13 protein-coding genes, 1 pseudogene and 3 other annotated features are annotated in these 17,037 nt (G+C 39.8%); of the genes and pseudogenes, 12 read left to right on the top strand and 2 right to left on the bottom strand.

Features of this window, described 5'->3' with window-relative positions; all coding sequences use genetic code 11:
• Positions 1 to 110 precede the first annotated feature (110 nt).
• Positions 111 to 1,448, top strand: coding sequence for a sodium-dependent transporter (locus ACNHOZ_RS09450; protein ID WP_048018995.1), 1,338 nt, complete (start codon positions 111 to 113; stop codon positions 1,446 to 1,448).
• A gap of 304 nt (positions 1,449 to 1,752) precedes the next feature.
• Entirely contained in the window at positions 1,753 to 2,154 is a 402-nt protein-coding gene (locus tag ACNHOZ_RS09445; RefSeq protein ID WP_230683478.1) for a hypothetical protein, read from the top strand.
• Positions 2,155 to 2,371: 217 nt separating this feature from the next.
• Here ACNHOZ_RS09445 and ACNHOZ_RS09440 read toward each other — a convergent pair.
• Positions 2,372 to 3,896, bottom strand: a pseudogene (locus tag ACNHOZ_RS09440) (catalase); the annotation flags it as partial.
• Between the two features lie 454 nt (positions 3,897 to 4,350).
• Between ACNHOZ_RS09440 and ACNHOZ_RS09435 the strand changes: the two are divergent.
• Together ACNHOZ_RS09435 and ACNHOZ_RS09430 are read left to right on the top strand one after the other, a co-directional pair.
• Entirely contained in the window at positions 4,351 to 5,526 is a 1,176-nt protein-coding gene (locus ACNHOZ_RS09435) for a C40 family peptidase (RefSeq protein WP_028412780.1), read from the top strand.
• Positions 5,527 to 5,650: 124 nt separating this feature from the next.
• The gene (locus ACNHOZ_RS09430) at positions 5,651 to 5,965 is read left to right on the top strand and encodes an MTH1187 family thiamine-binding protein (protein ID WP_013057706.1); all 315 of its coding nucleotides are present in this window, start codon (positions 5,651 to 5,653) and stop codon (positions 5,963 to 5,965) included.
• A gap of 64 nt (positions 5,966 to 6,029) precedes the next feature.
• On the opposite strand, the gene ACNHOZ_RS09425 is transcribed toward ACNHOZ_RS09430, so the two are convergent.
• A complete protein-coding gene (locus tag ACNHOZ_RS09425; protein ID WP_028412781.1) occupies positions 6,030 to 7,613 on the bottom strand; it encodes a PucR family transcriptional regulator in 1,584 nt (527 codons plus the stop codon).
• 306 nt (positions 7,614 to 7,919) lie between these two features.
• On the opposite strand from ACNHOZ_RS09425, the gene allC reads away from it, so the two are divergent.
• The 8 genes from allC (at position 7,920) to aroC (ending at position 17,034) form a co-directional block, all read left to right on the top strand.
• On the top strand, positions 7,920 to 9,161 hold the full coding sequence (gene allC / locus ACNHOZ_RS09420; protein ID WP_230683486.1) for an allantoate deiminase: 1,242 nt from the start codon (positions 7,920 to 7,922) through the stop codon (positions 9,159 to 9,161).
• Between the two features lie 12 nt (positions 9,162 to 9,173).
• On the top strand, positions 9,174 to 10,424 hold the full coding sequence (locus ACNHOZ_RS09415) for a pyridoxal-phosphate-dependent aminotransferase family protein (RefSeq protein ID WP_048018999.1): 1,251 nt from the start codon (positions 9,174 to 9,176) through the stop codon (positions 10,422 to 10,424).
• A 41-nt stretch (positions 10,425 to 10,465) separates the two neighbouring features.
• Positions 10,466 to 12,076 (top strand): gamma-glutamyltransferase, encoded by a 1,611-nt coding sequence (gene ggt, locus ACNHOZ_RS09410; RefSeq protein WP_048019000.1) that lies wholly within the window; start codon positions 10,466 to 10,468, stop codon positions 12,074 to 12,076.
• Positions 12,077 to 12,100: 24 nt separating this feature from the next.
• A complete protein-coding gene (locus tag ACNHOZ_RS09405) occupies positions 12,101 to 12,685 on the top strand; it encodes a chromate transporter (RefSeq protein ID WP_048019001.1) in 585 nt (194 codons plus the stop codon).
• Positions 12,682 to 13,212 carry a chromate transporter gene (locus tag ACNHOZ_RS09400; protein ID WP_014459451.1) on the top strand — a complete coding sequence of 177 codons (531 nt, stop codon included), beginning with the start codon at positions 12,682 to 12,684 and terminating at the stop codon, positions 13,210 to 13,212. The genes ACNHOZ_RS09405 and ACNHOZ_RS09400 overlap by 4 nt, the downstream gene beginning before the upstream one ends.
• 58 nt (positions 13,213 to 13,270) lie before the next feature.
• Positions 13,271 to 13,729, top strand: coding sequence for a GNAT family N-acetyltransferase (locus ACNHOZ_RS09395; RefSeq protein WP_048019002.1), 459 nt, complete (start codon positions 13,271 to 13,273; stop codon positions 13,727 to 13,729).
• Between the two features lie 200 nt (positions 13,730 to 13,929).
• Positions 13,930 to 14,135, top strand: a binding site (T-box leader).
• A 70-nt stretch (positions 14,136 to 14,205) separates the two neighbouring features.
• Positions 14,206 to 14,412 (top strand) — a binding site (T-box leader).
• A 126-nt stretch (positions 14,413 to 14,538) separates the two neighbouring features.
• On the top strand, positions 14,539 to 15,612 hold the full coding sequence (locus tag ACNHOZ_RS09390; protein ID WP_013057698.1) for a bifunctional 3-deoxy-7-phosphoheptulonate synthase/chorismate mutase: 1,074 nt from the start codon (positions 14,539 to 14,541) through the stop codon (positions 15,610 to 15,612).
• Positions 15,613 to 15,618: 6 nt separating this feature from the next.
• Positions 15,619 to 15,819, top strand: a binding site (T-box leader).
• Positions 15,820 to 15,867: 48 nt separating this feature from the next.
• Positions 15,868 to 17,034, top strand: coding sequence for a chorismate synthase (aroC, locus tag ACNHOZ_RS09385; RefSeq protein ID WP_033580623.1), 1,167 nt, complete (start codon positions 15,868 to 15,870; stop codon positions 17,032 to 17,034).
• Positions 17,035 to 17,037: the final 3 nt, after the last annotated feature.

The following is a 17,037-nucleotide window of genomic DNA, read 5'->3' as shown; positions in this document are numbered from 1 at the left end:
CTATTCATAACACATGATGGGGGTTAAAACAACAAAAACCCTTTTCGACAGCAGGGTTGTGTGATATAGTATGACAAATCAGAATAAATAAAGAAAAATGGTGAGAAAACATGAGTCAAAACGAACAATGGACATCAAAACTCGGCTTTATCTTGGCATCCGCCGGTTCAGCAATTGGAATCGGAGCCATTTGGAAACTTCCTTATGTAGCCGGAACAAGCGGAGGAGGGGCCTTTTTTTTACTGTTTATCTTGTTTACAGCAATTATTGGTTTGCCGCTTTTGCTTGCTGAATTTGTACTAGGTAGACATACACAAAAAGAAGCAATTCGTGCTTATGATGCAGTTGCTCCCGGTTCTCTTTGGAAAGGAATCGGGTATTTAGGCGTGATTACATGCTTCATTTTATTATCTTTCTATAGTGTAGTAGGAGGATGGATTTTACAATATATTTTTGCAAGCGTCACGGGTCAGCTGAATGGAGTAAGTAACTACGGGAGTTTATTTAACTCCACCATTGCTAATCCGACAAGTGCTGTTATCTCTCAATTTGTTTTTCTTCTTTTAACAATTGTTGTAGTAGCAAGAGGTATTCAAAATGGTATTGAAAAAGCAAACAAAATTTTAATGCCTGCTCTCTTTATTTTATTTATTATTATTATTATTCGTTCTTTAACATTAGACGGAGCGATGGAAGGCGTATCTTTCTTTTTGTATCCAGATTTTTCAAAGCTTACCTCCCAAACCATTTTGTTTGCAATGGGACAAGCATTCTTTTCGCTTAGCGTAGGCGTTTCGGTTATGGTTACGTACAGTTCGTATCTGTCTAAACAGCAAAACTTGCCAAAATCGGCTATTTCAATTTCAGCGTTAAATATTTTGATTTCTTTACTAGCAGGTTTGGCAATTTTCCCTGCAGTCTTTTCAATGGGCGTAAAGCCGACGGAAGGACCAGGTCTTTTATTTATTGTATTGCCTTCTATTTTTGAACAGCTTCCGTTCGGAATTGTGTTTCAAACTTTCTTTTTGGCGCTGTTTTTATTTGCTACTTTAACATCTGCGTTTTCAATGTTAGAAATTATTGTTGCTTCATTAACCAAAGGAGAGCAGCATAAGCGCATAAAGCTATCTTGGATTTCGGGCTTACTAATCTTTGTGGTAGGAATACCTTCAGCACTATCGTATGGTTTATTAAGTGACGTATCGATCTTTGGAAAAAGCATCTTTGACGCTTTTGATTTTCTTGTAAGTAATATCCTTATGCCTCTCGGTGCTCTTTTAATTGCCATCTTTGTTCCTTGGAAGATGAAAAAAGATGTGTTAATTGAAGAGTTTAAGCATGGTTCGACGAATGTGAAGCGCTGGTTCTCTTTATGGCTTCTTGCTATTCGATACATCGCACCTGTTTTAATTATCATTGTATTTATTAATATGCTAGGCTTTATCTAACGAAAAAACGCTGTTAAAACGCTTGGTTTTAACAGCGTTTTTTTTGGAGGAAAAGGAGGAGTATGATGCTTGATTTCTTGTACGATATGTTTGTAGGAGCAGGGGTATTTATTTTATTATTCGTTCTTTTGCTAGTAGCGAGAACGTCGGGGAAACGCAAGAAATAGGCGGGTATAATTCCCAGTGTAAAAACCCCAAAAAAGACTAACACCACAGAATTAAACTATGATAATATATTATCCTATGAGCATAACCAATGCTCACATATGTTGTGATGAAGCGTTTTTTAGAAAGAGGGATCATCTTGAGTGGAGAAGTTCTTGTCAAGATTTTATCTCAAGCGTATGAACAAAAAAAGACATTACCAATCGTCTCATTCTCGTCTTTTTTTGAACAAAAAAAGGTGGGCTTTCGTTTAAATAACGATGTGTCCGCTGATATCATCTACCATACGCTTACATGTATTCAGAGAAAAACGTGTGTCCAAGATGTGTTAGTGGAAGTACTAAAAGTTGATAGTCCAAACAATGACGGGGCATTTTCTGATTGTGTATATATTTTAGCAAATGGTACAAACCAGCAAGTGAAAGAATGGGTTCAACCCTTACGTCCTAAAAGAGTTACACAAGGATATCAGCACGGGACACCCATTGATGCGCCACAGTTAAAAAATGACTACCACGTGTTTGCCGTTACTTGGTCATAAGCGTTTAACCCAAAAAACATCCTGCTGTCGCTGCAGGATGTTTTTTGTTAATAAGGACGGGCGTCTTTTCCTTTTTCATTAGCTTCTTCTACTGCATCAGCAGCTTTGTTGCTTCCTAACGGTGAACCGCCTTCTTTTGGCAATTTCCCATATGTAGGAGTCATTTCTGCTCCCATTTCAATTTCTAAAGAACCATCATCATGCATGAGAAGACCGATACCATTAGCTACTCGATTGCCGTAGTCAAAATCACATTGAGTTAAAAGCTCAATCATCTTTGTTTGAACGGTATGGTGACAGCACTTTAAACCGTCTACTAAGTTTTGAATAAGCTCATCACGTTCCCAGTCTTCTAATAAACGATAGCGTTCACCAGCTTGCTTAAAGTCATTTGTACGGTCAATTTTTTCTTTTTTTACATTCCCTTCAACATAAGGCTGATGAGGTTTTGGATGATCATGCGCTTCTTGAAGACCTCCAAGAGAAGATGGCTCATAATTCACATGCGGGTTCTGACCAGGAGCTGCATCTACATGATAGGCCATTTGACCATCTCGTTGATTTGTTGCTACATGTTTTTTCGGTGCGTTAATAGGCAGTTGCAAGTAGTTTGTTCCCACACGGTGACGCTGCGTGTCGGAATAAGAAAACGTTCTTCCTTGCAGCATTTTATCATCAGAAAAATCTAGCCCATCCACAAGCACACCCGTACCAAAAGCGACTTGCTCCGTTTCAGCAAATACGTTGCTTGGATTTTTATCTAGGACCATTTTACCTACTGGAAGAAATGGAAACTGGTCTTCCGGCCAAATTTTCGTGTCATCAAGCGGATCGAAATCTAGTTCGGAATGCTCTCCGTCTTCCATGACTTGCATACAAAGTTCCCACTCAGGGTAGTTGCCTCTCTCGATCGCTTCATACAAGTCTTGAGTAGCGTGACTGATATTTTTAGCCTGAATTTCTTCTGCTTGTTTTTGGGTCAAATTTTTAATTCCTTGTTTTGGTTCCCAATGGTATTTAACAAGAAAGGCATCGCCATCTTTGTTTACCCACTTATATGTATTAACACCGGAACCTTGCATTTGCCGATAGTTAGCAGGTATTCCCCAAGGTGAAAATAAAAAAGTAATCATATGCATAGCCTCAGGTGTATGAGAAATAAAATCAAAAATACGCTCGGTATCTTGACGGTTTGTCACAGGATCGGGCTTAAAAGCATGAATCAAGTCAGGGAATTTAATAGCATCGCGAATAAAAAATATTTTAAGGTTATTTCCTACTAAGTCCCAGTTCCCGTCTTCTGTATAGAACTTTACAGCAAATCCCCTTGGGTCTCGCATCGTTTCTGGAGAGTCCTTTCCATGAGTTACGGTAGAAAATCTGACAAAAACGGGCGTCTGTTTGCCTGCTCCTGAAAAAACTTTTGCGCGGGTGTATTTTTCAACGGGCTCGTCACCAAGTTTTCCGTAAGTTTCAAAATATCCATGAGCTCCCGTTCCTCGGGCATGAACAACACGTTCCGGTATACGTTCACGATCAAAATGCGAAAGTTTTTCAATCAGCTGGTAATTTTCAAGAGTAGCAGGTCCTCTGTTGCCTACCGTTCGAGAATTTTGGTTATCACGAATGGGGTGACCTTGACGCGTCGTAAGCGTCTGCTCGTTCTCTCCGTTTGCATAGCGTTTGTCTTCCGAGTCACCTGATCCGCTAACATTTGTACCATGAATGCCTTTATGGCTCATAAAATAATCCTCCTTATTTAAAACATAACCAAGACTATTTTTTTCAGCACGCGCTTTTTTATTCATTAATATGGAAATAATATAAATTTTTAGAAGAAAAGCTGTTTTGCTGAAGAGGGGAACAAATCCACTAAACGAATAATTTTAAAAAAAAGTTTCACATTTCAAAAAAAAATAAATTGTTTTTTTTGAAATATAAAGATAATGTTACGGGTGATTTTTTACCTATTATTAGTGTAGGAAAAGGAATAATATTGGAATATATTAGCTTTTTTGTCGAACTTATTAAGTGTTAAACGACAATAAACTACGACAATATACACCATACGGCTGCGCTACTGTCGTTTCCTGTAACATAAATGTAATATTAGTGATGTTATTTTGTAATAATGTGTTGTTACAATGTAAACGTCTTATAGATTAGTAGATTATGGCATTGGAGGAACCTTTTTTTATGAAAAAGTTGATATATTCGTTAGCGTTATGTGGATCTTTAACAGTAGTACCTACAATTAGTGAAGCTGCTTTAGGAGATGCTACGCTGCACCCAGGAACAAGTAATTCAGATGTGAAAGAATTACAGCAAAAATTAAAAAACAAAGGTTATTTTACATACGGTACAACAACAAACTATTACGGTTCAATCACGACTAGCGCAGTAAAATCGTTTCAGCGCGCAAATGGTTTATCAGCAGATGGTATTGCAGGTCAAGCTACATTTAATAAACTGCTAGGAAGCGGAAGCTCATCAAGTTCATCAGTTAGCTCAAGCTCATTGCTGCGCGTTGGTTCAACAGGACCAAACGTACAATCTTTACAGCAACAGCTAAAGAATAAAGGCTATTTTAAAGGAACTACAACTCAATACTTCGGTTCAATTACAAAGAATGCAGTAATGGCATTTCAACGTGCAAATGGACTGTCTGTGGATGGAATTGCGGGTCCAGCTACGTTAAGTAAATTAAAAAATGGGGGTTCTAGCGCTTCAACTGGCGGTTCTAGCTCTAGCAGCTCAACTATTTTACGTCAAGGTATGAAAGGTTCAGCAGTAAGCAGCCTTCAGCAAAAACTAAAAAATAAAGGTTACTTCTCAGCTGGTGTAACAGGATACTTTGGCTCAATTACAACAAGTGCAGTAAAATCATTTCAACGTGCAAATGGTTTATTAGTAGACGGAGAAGCGGGTCCGGATACGCTAAATAAATTAAACTCAAGCAGCTCTAGCAGCTCAAAACCTTCAACATCAACAGGAAGCAGCACAAGCTCAAGCTCAGCTTCAAAAGTTATTTCATACGGTAAACGTTTTATGGGAACACCTTATGTTTGGGGCGGAGCTGCGCCTGGAGGATTTGATTGCAGTGGTTACCTTAACTATGTATATCGCAATGCAGTAGGTGTAAGTCTTCCTCGTACAGTTGCTAGTATCTATCAAACTGGTACGCGTGTAAGTTCACCTCAGCCTGGAGATATCGTTTTCTTTGAAACGTACCAACCAGGAGCTAGCCATGCTGGAATTTATATCGGAAACGGTCAATTCATGCATGCAGGTTCTTCAACAGGCGTAACAATCACATCATTAAGCAACTCTTACTGGTCAAAACGTTACTTAGGAGCAAAGCGTTACCTATAAGAGTGTAACAAAAAGGAGTAGTTGCATAACTATTCCTTTTTTCTATGCACCGTAAACGTAAAAGTAGGAAATTTTTGTGTCGTTTGGTATGATAATTGGAGAATAAACAAAAGGAGTGTATAACATGGCTATTGTAGATGTAACCATTATTCCGGTAGGTACGGAAACGCCAAGCGTGAGTCAGTACGTAGCTGATATTCAAAAAGTGCTGGCCAAGCATGAAGATGAAATTACATATCAATTAACCCCTATGAATACATTGATTGAAGGGGAATTAAGCACGCTGCTAAAAATTGTTCAAGAGATGCATGAAGTACCTTTTGAAAATGGTATTCAGCGCGTGTGTACAAATTTACGAATTGATGATCGCCGTGATAAAGAAAATCATACGATGGCTGGGAAATTACAATCAGTACAGTCTAAATTAAAAGCGAAATAAATAATATGCACTACAATAAAAAACGCTTGAGTATCTACTCAGGCGTTTTTTATTGTAGTTATACTTAATTGGCATGCACAAGAGAAAAAATTTGAAAAGCTACGCGCAGCCGAAGGGTTTCCTCTGACGTGTGAATAGGTCTTTTTAGTAACTCTTCGCATTTTTCGATTCGATAGATTACCGTGTTCCGGTGAACGAATAACTGCTTAGCAGTCTCTGAGATTTGGCAATTGGAATTTAGATATGTTTCAAGCGTGTCAAGTAAGATGGAGCGATCTTTCTTATCGTACTGCAGCAAACCTTCTAATGTTTGAGAATAGTAATCCTGTAAATCGTTTGCTGGAAGCAACCTCAGCAGCTCTTTGAACTGTTTTGGCTGATAAAATTGAATAAGCTTTGACTGATCTTTAAAATGGATGGTTTCAAGAGCTTCAACAGCTTCTTTATATGAGTCAGCGATTGTAAGTAGGGATTGGCTTTGGTTTCCAATTCCAAATGACATTCGCTTATCATAGTGACGGTAAACAGCTTCCTGCAAGCGATGCAAGCATTCTATAATCATAGGTTGAGAATGAGGTGTAAACAAGAGAATGTAAAGATTGTCATAGAAAAACAAAACGGCCTCTGTAGGACCTGCTGATAACTCATATTGAAGGAGCTCATAGATCATATCATCATCGCTGTAAGGCGTGAATGTAGAATGAATTTTCCCAACGGCGCAAATATAGCTGTTTCCTGCTGATAAGCCCATCATCTGTGCTTGAAAGGAAGCATCCTCAGGCGTTTTATAATAATTGTTAACAAGCTGATTGAAAAAATCGTTTTTTCGTCGCCGTTCAGCTTCATACAAAGCCTGCTGTCTCATCATTTCGAAGGATAAAACGTTTGTCGCTTGTTCAATCGTTAGGAGCGCTGAATCGGATAAAGAAACTTGGTGTTCAATAAATAAATAACTGTACTTTCTTGTATGAGTAGCAATCGGAAAAAGCGTAACGGTTTTTTTTGTGTTCAAAAAGGAAAAGGTTGTATATTTTGACGTTCGTAAAAACAGCTGCTTAGCGCCCGCTACCGCTTCTTCCATTGGGAGCGAAAAAGGTTCGCGTTTGTTTGTGTAAAAGAGTTCATGGCCATGGGTATCAAAAAGGGCAACGTGAGCATTGCATAACGTTTGAATGGATTGCATAATTTTCTCAATGCCTTTTCCTTGTAAGATGTAGGAGGAAAATAGCTGATGTGTGACCATCGCTTGCTGAAGCTCGGCTGTTTTTTTATCTAAAATAAAGCTGAGAGATTCATTAATAACCGCGCCTAACGTTTCGTCCGTTTGGAAATCAATGATTGGAAAGTGAAGTTCATCAGCTAGCTGACAAATAGAAACAGGCACGTGTTCGAAAAAACGCTTCGTTTTTATGGCCAATCCTGCACATTTCTTTTTAGCCATTCCTTCTACAAGTTTTGCTAAGCTTTCTTCATGTTCTTTGAAGTGATAACCCGTTGTAATTAAAAATTCTCCTTCTTTTAAAAAAGATAAAATATCGGGTGCGTCCATCATATTGACGTTATGTACTTTGCGGGTGACCCCTTTTTGTCCGGCTACTACAGATGCTTTCTCATAAATCGGGATGCGTAAAAGAGTTTGTAGTTCCATTATTCATTACTCCTTTTGTTAAAAATTCTCACATTTCCCTGCGCGTATTTTTATCTACCTTCTATTTTATAAGAAAGTTTAGTTAAAATAAATAAAATTTTCAGAAAAAAATGTATAAATTGTTAATGAAGAAGTTTAGTTAATTCTGTAAGATAAAATAAATAACATATAACGTTAGAAAAAGTAACGTATATAAGACTTTGTGTATTTAGTGATAATAGCCAAAAAAACACTAAATCATTGTAGGAAGTGTTAATGAAAACAATCAGTCATTTTCTTAAAATGAAGATAGCAGGAGGGATAGCAATGGTTGCAGATATGACGGGAAAATCTAAGCTTTGTCAGCAAATCGAAGAAAACATTAGCTGGTTGTCACAGTTTGGGTTAGATGAAAAAGAAGGTGTCACGAGGCTTTTATATACGGAACAGTGGAATGCAGCTCAAAAGGCATTGGAAGAAAAAATGAAGGGACTTCACCTCAAAACGTATTACGATGATGTAGGAAATTTATTTGGACGGTTGCAAGGAACGGGTCCAGAACAACAAGTTATTTTAACAGGATCCCATATCGACACCGTGATAAACGGAGGAAAATATGACGGGGCTTTTGGTGTTGTGGCAGGTATCATTGCTCTGCAGTACCTATATGCGCATTATGGCTCCCCTACAAAAACCTTAGAGGTCGTATCACTTTGTGAAGAAGAAGGTAGCAGATTTCCTCTTACGTATTGGGGATCAGGTAATATGAATGGATTACACAGCAAAAGTGATGCAAAACATGTTATAAATAAAGAAGGGATTAAGCTGGATGACGCAATGAAACAGCTCAATTTCGGAGAAGGCCTCCACAGCGAGCCATACCGCACAGACATCGCTTCTTTTATTGAACTGCATATCGAGCAAGGAAAGCAGCTTGAAATGTCTCATTGCGATATCGGAATTGTTTCTAGTATCGTCGGGCAGAAAAGATTTACAGTATCTGTTAAAGGTGAAAGTAACCATGCGGGCACAACCCCGATGAACATCCGAAAAGATGCATTTTATGTGAGCTGCAAACTCGCTAAGGCATTTATTGAATTGAGCGAAAAATATCATAACGCTTTATACGTAACGGTTGGAAAAATTACACTTTCTCCAAATGCACCGAATGTAATACCAGGATATGTAGAATTCACGGTCGATATAAGACATCATGAGTATAAGGTTTTACAAGAAGCAGAACGAGAAATGAAGGAAATTATCAAGCGAACAGCAGGGGATTTAGAAGTGAATCTCAACTGCTGGATGGATGAAAAACCTGTTGCCATGAGCGAACAATTATCTGAACTTTCCAAAATTATTTCCTCGGAAAAGAATATCTCCTCCCGAGAATTAGTAAGCGGTGCAGGACACGACTCGCAGGTATTCGGGCGAAGAGTTCCCACATGTTTGTTATTCGTCCCGAGCCAAGATGGAATCAGCCATTCCCCAAAGGAATTCACCAAAGGAGAACAGTTAGAAAAAGGAGTAAAGGTCTTAATAGAACTATTATATAAACTTGCCTACTAGGAGGAATTTGACATGACTATAACAAAACAGCTTCATACACCGCCGCGTACGATTATGACACCAGGCCCTGTAGAAGCAGATCCACGCGTATTAAGAGCATTAGGAACACCTATTTTAGGTCAGTTCGACCCCGCATTTACGCGCATTATGAACGAAACGATGGAAATGCTTCGTGAGCTATTTCAAACCAAAAACAAATGGGCTTTTCCCGTTGATGGAACGTCTAGAGCTGGGATTGAAGCAGTTCTTGCAAGTGTAGTTGAACCGGGCGATAAAGTATTCGTCCCGATTTTCGGCCGCTTCGGCTATTTATTAACGGAAATTGCCGAGCGCTACGGAGCTGAGGTACACAATATTGAATGCGAATGGGGAGAAGTGTTTGACCCTGAGACCGTGATCCAGGAAATAAAAAAAGTAAACCCAAAAATCGTTGCAATGGTTCATGGCGAAACGTCTACAGGGAGAATGCAGCCTCTTAAAGAAATTGGTGCTGCATGTCGCGACCAAGATGTTTTATTTATCGTCGACGCAGTAGCTACTATCGGCGGTACGGATGTAAAAGTAGACGAGTGGAACATTGACGCATTGATTGCAGGTACACAAAAGTGTTTATCTGTTCCGTCGGGTATGGCACCTATTACGTACAATGATCGTATTGAAAAAATTATCATGGAACGTAAAAAAGTTGAAAAAGGAATTGCGACAAAAGCAGATGCTCAAACTGTTCGTCTACGTCCAAATATTATCAGCAACTATTTTGATTTGAGTCAGCTTCAAGACTATTGGAGTGAGCGCAGGCTAAATCATCACACGGAAGCAACGTCCATGCTCTATGCTTTGAGAGAAGGACTGCGCGTTATTTTAGAAGAAGGGTTAGAAGAAAGATTTGCAAGGCATCGTCTCCACGAAAAAGCACTTGTAGCCGGAATTAAAGCAATGGGATTATCTTTATTTGGCGATGAGAACTCAAAAGTTCCAACCGTTACGTGCGTCTTAATTCCATTAGGAATTGACGGGGAAGCAGTTCGTTCTACGCTTCTTGAACAATTTGGAATTGAAATCGCAAGTTCTTTTGGGCCGATGCATGGAAAAATATGGCGTATCGGTACAATGGGATACAGCTGCCGTAAAGACAACGTTCTCTTTACATTAGCCGGTCTTGAAGCAGTGCTTATTCGAAACGGGGCAAGCGTAAATGCAGGTTCTGCTCTGCAAGCAGCTTTAGAAGTTTATGAGGAAGAAGTAGCGTTGTCTAGTCTGTAAAGATTCGTTATTCACCATATAAAGAAAAGAGGAGATTTTCTATGAGCGAATACTTTTTCACACACCCATATGCATCGCAGCGTACGTGCACGTTTGGAAAAAACGGAATGGTAGCAACTAGTCAGCCTCTTGCCGCTCAGGCGGGTCTTGAAATGTTGAAAAAAGGAGGCAATGCAGTAGATGCTGCTATTGCCTCCGCAGCTTGTTTAACGGTGGTAGAACCTACTTCAAATGGAATTGGCGGAGACGCATTTGCTCTTGTGTGGATAAATGAAGAACTATATGGACTCAACGCGAGCGGTCCTGCTCCTGCTTCTATCTCTATTGAGGCTCTGCGCGCCATGGGGATAAAAGAGATGCCGGCTCGCGGTTTTGTTCCTGTTACGGTCCCAGGTGCCCCGAGTGCGTGGGTGGAGCTGTCAAAACGCTTTGGCCGGCTACCGTTAAAAGAAGTGCTGCAGCCGGCTATTTCTTATGCGCAAGAAGGGTTCCCAATCTCCCCAATTTTAGGGTACAATTGGGAACGAGCGTTTGAACGATTTACACACGCGTTAAAAGGTGAAGAATATAAACACTGGTTTGAGACATTTACTAACAATGGATCTGCTCCTAAGGTAGGGGAAATGTGGCGATCACCAGACCATGCTGCTACACTGCTTGAAATTGCCGAAACGAATGGAGAATCTTTTTACAGAGGGGATTTAGCTGATAAAATAGCAGCTTTTTCAAAAAAACACGGCGGATTTTTAGCAAAAGAGGATTTAGCAGCTTTTAAAGCAGAGTGGGTAAAGCCGATTTCAACTTCTTACCGAGGATACGATGTGTGGGAAATACCGCCCAACGGCCAAGGCCTTATTGCGCTTTTAGCTCTAAATACGCTAAAAGGTTTTTCTTTTGATGCCAAAGATTCTGTCGATACATACCACAAGCAAATTGAAGCTATGAAGCTAGCGTTTGCAGATGGACAAAAATTTATTACAGATGCTGATAAAATGACAGTAGCAGTTGAAGATTTGTTGAATGATTCTTATGCAAACAAGCGCAGAGGGCTGATTGGTGAAAAAGCGCTTATTCCCGAAGCCGGACAGCCGTCTCATAGCGGCACGATCTATTTGGCTACAGCTGATGGAGAAGGAAACATGGTATCATTCATTCAAAGTAATTACATGGATTTTGGCTCAGGACTTGTCGTACCTAATACGGGCATATGCCTGCAAAACCGCGGGCACAATTTTTCGTTAGACCCACAGCACCATAACCGATTAGAGCCTGGAAAACGAACCTATCATACCATTATTCCTGGATTTTTAACAAAGAATAAAAGTGCTGTAGGTTCATTCGGTGTAATGGGTAAATTTATGCAGCCGCAAGGACATGTGCAAGTCATCATGAATATGATTGATTTTCATCTAAATCCTCAGGCAGCTTTAGATGCACCAAGATGGCAGTGGATTGAACATAAAAAGGTTCTTGTGGAAAAAGAAATGCCTTCACATATTGTAGAAGCATTAGAACGCAAAGGGCATGATATTCATGTGGCTACGAGCAGACATACGTTTGGAAGAGGGCAGATTATTTTAAGAGATGAACAAACCGGTGTATTATATGGCGGCACAGAAGCGCGAACAGACGGAGCCGTCGTTGCTTATTAGATCACAGAGAAAGGAGCGCGAGAAATGCGACAATTGGATATTTTTATAGCGTTTTTTCGCTCAGGTATGCTCGGCTACGGAGGAGGACCTTCAGCTATTCCACTTGTAAAAAAAGAAGTAGTCGATACGTACAAGTGGATGGATGACGATGAATTTGGCGATTTGTTAGCAATTGCCAATACGCTGCCTGGGCCTATTGCGACAAAGCTGGCTGGATACATCGGCTATAGAGTCGGCGGTATCTTAGGTCTCGGTACAGCTTTATTTGCAGCCGTTATTCCAACCGTTTTTTTAATGGTATTACTGTTGACCACTTTAACGCAATTTAAAGATCAGCCCTGGGTTATGGGGATGACCAAAGCAGTCGTTCCTGTAGTAGGAGTGATGCTCGCGGTTATGACATGGGATTTTTTCAAAAAATCAACGTCTGGTTTAGGCTGGACGCCAGCTATTATCTTACTCATTATTAGTTTAGGACTAATGGAATTTGCCCATATTCATCCAGCAGTTATTATTATTGTACTTATGGCAGCAGCTTGGATTCCGCTAAAACGAAAAGGAAAAAAAGGCGAAAACGATGAGCACAAGCAAAAGAGGGAATCGGTATGATTTATATTCAGCTATTTATGGCGTTTTTTGTTTCAAATATTTTAGGTTATGGAGGAGGACCTGCGTCGATTCCGCTCATTCAAAAAGAAGTTGTAGACCGCTACCATTGGCTTACCGTTAAAGAGTTTAGTGAAATGCTGGCAATTGGAAATGCGCTTCCAGGTCCAATTGCGACAAAAATGGCGGGATTTATCGGATATCAGCAGGCAGGGATTTTAGGCTCGGTGATTGCTCTTTTTGCAACGATTGCTCCGTCGGTTTTGCTTTTAGTCATTTTACTTCGAATATTATTTAAGTATAAAGATTCACCAAATGTTAAGAAAATGACCAACTACATTCGTCCCGTAATCGCTATTTTACTTGGCTTAATGGCGTATGAATTTTTTATGAATTCATACGGTGATTCAGGTATATGGCAAACTCTATTTTTAGTAGCAGCCAGCTTTCTTTTATTGGAAAAATTACGTGTGCATCCAGCGTTCGTTATTGTCGGAGCACTCGTATACGGAGCTGTTTTTCTTGCTTAAATGAAGCTCTCAAATGCTGAGAGTTTTTTTTGTAAAAGAGACGAAAAGAGGGAGAACAATGGTTGAAAAAGCACTATTAGAAGACGTGCAGGACCTGGTTAACCTGCGAATGCTGCTCATGAAAGAACTGGGAGAACTAAATGGGAGTGAGGAGCTGTTTCGAAAGGCGACAGAAGAATATTTTACTGCGAATATAAATAGCCCAAATAATTATACGGCTATTTTAAAAGTCGATGGAAAAGTTGTATCAGCAGGAAGCATCGTCTTTTTTATACGTCCGCCTTCACCGGGTAACCTTCAAGGAAAAGAAGCATATGTTATGAACATGTATACAGCTTTTGATCAACGAAAGCACGGCTATTCTTCCGCTATTTTAAAGCACTTGATGCAGTACGGCCAAAAAAGTGGTGTAAATCGAATATGGTTAAATGCTTCCGCCGCTGGAAAAAGCTTGTATCAAAAACATGGATTTATTGAATATGACTCTGAAATGGAATACGTGTTTGAAAAAAATTAAAGTGACAAAACTCTTGATAGAGAGAGGTTTGAAGGGGCGATGGTTTTTAAAAAATAAAAAAAATTAATAAAAAGTGTTGACGAAGATAAAAAAACCATTCATAATACAAATCAACATCACACAACATTACACACAACTTGGAAGCGACAAACAGTTTCAAACGATCGGAACTGATTATCCAAGTACGCATACATAGTCAATACTGAGCGTTGATAGGAGCACGAGTAGAAAAAATTTCCCTGTATCAGAGAGCTGACGGTTGCTGCGAGTCAGAACAAAAATTTTTTCGAAGTACATTCCTTGAGCATCTTTTCCGAGCAGGAAAAGACGGCCTGGCCGTTATTTTAATGAAGAGGCAAGCAAAATGCTTGCAACTAGGGTGGTACCGCGAATTTTCGTCCCTACTGACTCTTAAGAACAATCTTAAGGGTGAGTAGGGACTTTTTGTATTTCGGTCCATTATAATTTTATATCCATTACAAGCGATGAAAAGAGCATAGTAGCAAAATCTTCCCTGTATTCAGAGAGCTGATGGTTGGTGCGAATCAGTACAAAAGAGATTGCGAATTACATTCTTGGAGCTTTCTTTTGGCAATAGTCAAAAGCGGCAATAGCCGTTATCTTAATGAAGAGGCAAGCAATGCTTGCAATTAGGGTGGTACCGCGATCAATTCGTCCCTACTGATACAATCAGTAGGGACTTTTTGTATATCCGCACAAGCGGCTGTGTAGGTGTAAAACGGATTTTTAAATACAAACTAAACGAAAAGATCCGTTCAAGGTTGTAAAATCAAAGGAGGATTTTTAAAATGACAAAATCACTAGAACAATTACGAGGACAAATCGACGAAATAAATTTAGAAATTTTAGAATTATTAAATAAACGCGGTGAAATCGCACAAGAAATTGGAAAAGTAAAAGGTACACAAGGTGTGAATCGCTTTGATCCAGTTCGTGAACGTAAATCATTAGATCAAATCTTAGCTAACCATAATGGTCCATTCGAAGCTTCAACAATTCAGCATATTTTCAAAGAAATTTTCAAAGCAAGCTTAGAACTTCAAGAAGACGATCACCGTAAAGCACTTCTTGTATCTCGTAAAAAGAAATCAGAAGATACAATCGTTGACATCAACGGCACAAAAGTAGGACCTGGAAACTTAGAATTCGTAATGGGACCATGTGCAGTAGAAAGCTACGAACAAGTAAAAGAAGTGGGCTTAGCGCTTAAAGAACAAGGCATTACATTAATGCGCGGCGGAGCGTTCAAACCACGTACATCACCTTACGATTTCCAAGGTCTTGGGGTGGAAGGATTAAAAATCTTACGTCAAGTAGGAGATGAGCTAGGTCTATCAATTATCAGTGAAATTGTTTCTCCTCAAGATATTGAAACGGCTCTAGACTACGTAGATGTGATTCAAATTGGTGCACGTAACATGCAAAACTTCGAGCTATTAAAAGCTGCAGGTTCTGTAGACAAACCAATTCTTTTAAAACGTGGATTGGCAGCAACAATTGAAGAATTCATTAACGCTGCTGAATACATTATGTCTCGCGGAAATGGAAACATTATTCTTTGTGAACGCGGTATCCGCACATACGAGCGTGCAACACGCAACACATTAGATATCTCAGCTGTTCCAATCTTGAAAAAAGAAACGCATTTACCAGTTGTAGTAGACGTAACGCATTCGACAGGACGCAAAGACTTACTATTACCATGTGCAAAAGCAGCGATTGCTATCGGCGCAGATGCTGTAATGGCAGAAGTTCATCCAGACCCAGCAGTAGCACTATCAGATTCAGCACAGCAAATGAACATTCCTGAATTCCACAAATTCATGGAAGAATTAAAAGGTGCAGCAGTAAAATTATCTTAATTTCATAGTGATACAGTGATAAGAAACTAGTAGCAAACATTTCCCTGTCTCAGAGAGCTGACGGTTGGTGGAAGTCAGTACAAAAATGTGAGCGAATTACACTCTTTGAGTACTCTTTTACAGAGCGGTCAGCGGATCGTTAACAATTCGAGGTGGCAAGTAATGTTTGCAACTAGGGTGGTATCGCGAGAAAAACTCGTCCCTATGACGTAGGGGCGAGTTTTTTATTTTTTATAACAGAAAGGAATCGATAATATGAGATATTTAACAGCAGGAGAATCGCACGGACCTCAATTAACAGCGATTATTGAAGGAGTACCAGCAGGACTTGAGTTAACAGCCGAACATATTAATGAAGATTTAGCAAGAAGACAAAAGGGACATGGGCGCGGACGCCGCATGCAGATTGAAAAAGACCAAGTTCAGATTAAAGGCGGTGTTCGCCACGGTGAGACGCTTGGTTCACCAATTGCTTTAGTCGTTGAAAACAAAGATTTTACGCACTGGAGAAATATTATGGGTGCTGATCCAGTTGATCATGAGGAAGAAGTAAAGAGACAAATTACAAAACCTCGTCCAGGTCACGCGGATTTAAATGGAGCGATTAAATACGGCCACAGAGATATGCGAAACGTATTAGAACGTTCATCTGCTCGTGAAACGACGGTACGAGTAGCCACAGGCGCAGTTGCCAAACAAGTATTAAAAGCTGTAGGTGTAAATATTGCATGTCACGTACTTGAAATCGGCGGTGTGAAAGCTGAAAAAACGGCATATGAGTCGCTAACAGAACTTCAGGAAAAAACTGAAGCGTCACCTGTTCGCTGCTTAGATGAAGAAGCGGGACAGAAAATGATGAAAGCAATCGATGATGCAAAAGAAAATGGAGACAGCATTGGTGGCGTAGTGGAAGTAGTAGTAGAAGGAATGCCTACTGCAGTAGGCAGTTACGTGCACTATGATCGTAAGTTAGATTCAAAGCTAGCTGCTGCTATTATGAGCATTAACGCGTTTAAAGGCGTTGAAATCGGCGTAGGCTTTGAAGCAGCTCGCAGACCGGGAAGTGAAGTCCATGATGAAATTCTATGGGATGAACAAAACGGCTATACGCGTAAAACGAATAATGCAGGAGGTTTAGAAGGAGGCATGACAACAGGGATGCCGATTGTGGTGCGAGGCGTCATGAAACCTATTCCTACCTTATACAAGCCGCTGCAAAGTATAGATATTGATACAAAAGAGCCGTTTGCTGCAAGTATTGAACGATCAGACAGCTGTGCAGTACCGGCGGCGGCGGTTGTAGCAGAATCAGTGATTGCTTGGGAACTAGCATCTGCTATTATCGATCAATTTGGGGCAGATCGAATTCAGTTAATTCAAGAAAATGTAAAAAAACACGAAGAATACGCAAAGCAATTTTAAAGA

The sequence above is a fragment of the Priestia sp. D51 genome (genome assembly GCF_053345675.1).
The sequence above is the reverse complement of the archived record's forward strand: the minus strand, read 5'-3'. Positions and strand labels throughout refer to the sequence as shown.

Bases quoted from the DNA above. Each gene is read 5' to 3' on its own strand.
- ggt (WP_048019000.1), top strand. From the start codon at position 10,466: ATGAGCGAATACTTTTTCACACACCCATATGCATCGCAGCGTACGTGC.
- aroC (WP_033580623.1), top strand. From the start codon at position 15,868: ATGAGATATTTAACAGCAGGAGAATCGCACGGACCTCAATTAACAGCG.
- ACNHOZ_RS09400 (WP_014459451.1), top strand. From the start codon at position 12,682: ATGATTTATATTCAGCTATTTATGGCGTTTTTTGTTTCAAATATTTTA.
- allC (WP_230683486.1), top strand. From the start codon at position 7,920: ATGGTTGCAGATATGACGGGAAAATCTAAGCTTTGTCAGCAAATCGAA.
- ACNHOZ_RS09425 (WP_028412781.1), bottom strand. From the start codon at position 7,613: ATGGAACTACAAACTCTTTTACGCATCCCGATTTATGAGAAAGCATCT.
- ACNHOZ_RS09435 (WP_028412780.1), top strand. From the start codon at position 4,351: ATGAAAAAGTTGATATATTCGTTAGCGTTATGTGGATCTTTAACAGTA.
- ACNHOZ_RS09390 (WP_013057698.1), top strand. From the start codon at position 14,539: ATGACAAAATCACTAGAACAATTACGAGGACAAATCGACGAAATAAAT.
- ACNHOZ_RS09415 (WP_048018999.1), top strand. From the start codon at position 9,174: ATGACTATAACAAAACAGCTTCATACACCGCCGCGTACGATTATGACA.
- ACNHOZ_RS09450 (WP_048018995.1), top strand. From the start codon at position 111: ATGAGTCAAAACGAACAATGGACATCAAAACTCGGCTTTATCTTGGCA.
- ACNHOZ_RS09395 (WP_048019002.1), top strand. From the start codon at position 13,271: ATGGTTGAAAAAGCACTATTAGAAGACGTGCAGGACCTGGTTAACCTG.
- ACNHOZ_RS09430 (WP_013057706.1), top strand. From the start codon at position 5,651: ATGGCTATTGTAGATGTAACCATTATTCCGGTAGGTACGGAAACGCCA.
- ACNHOZ_RS09405 (WP_048019001.1), top strand. From the start codon at position 12,101: ATGCGACAATTGGATATTTTTATAGCGTTTTTTCGCTCAGGTATGCTC.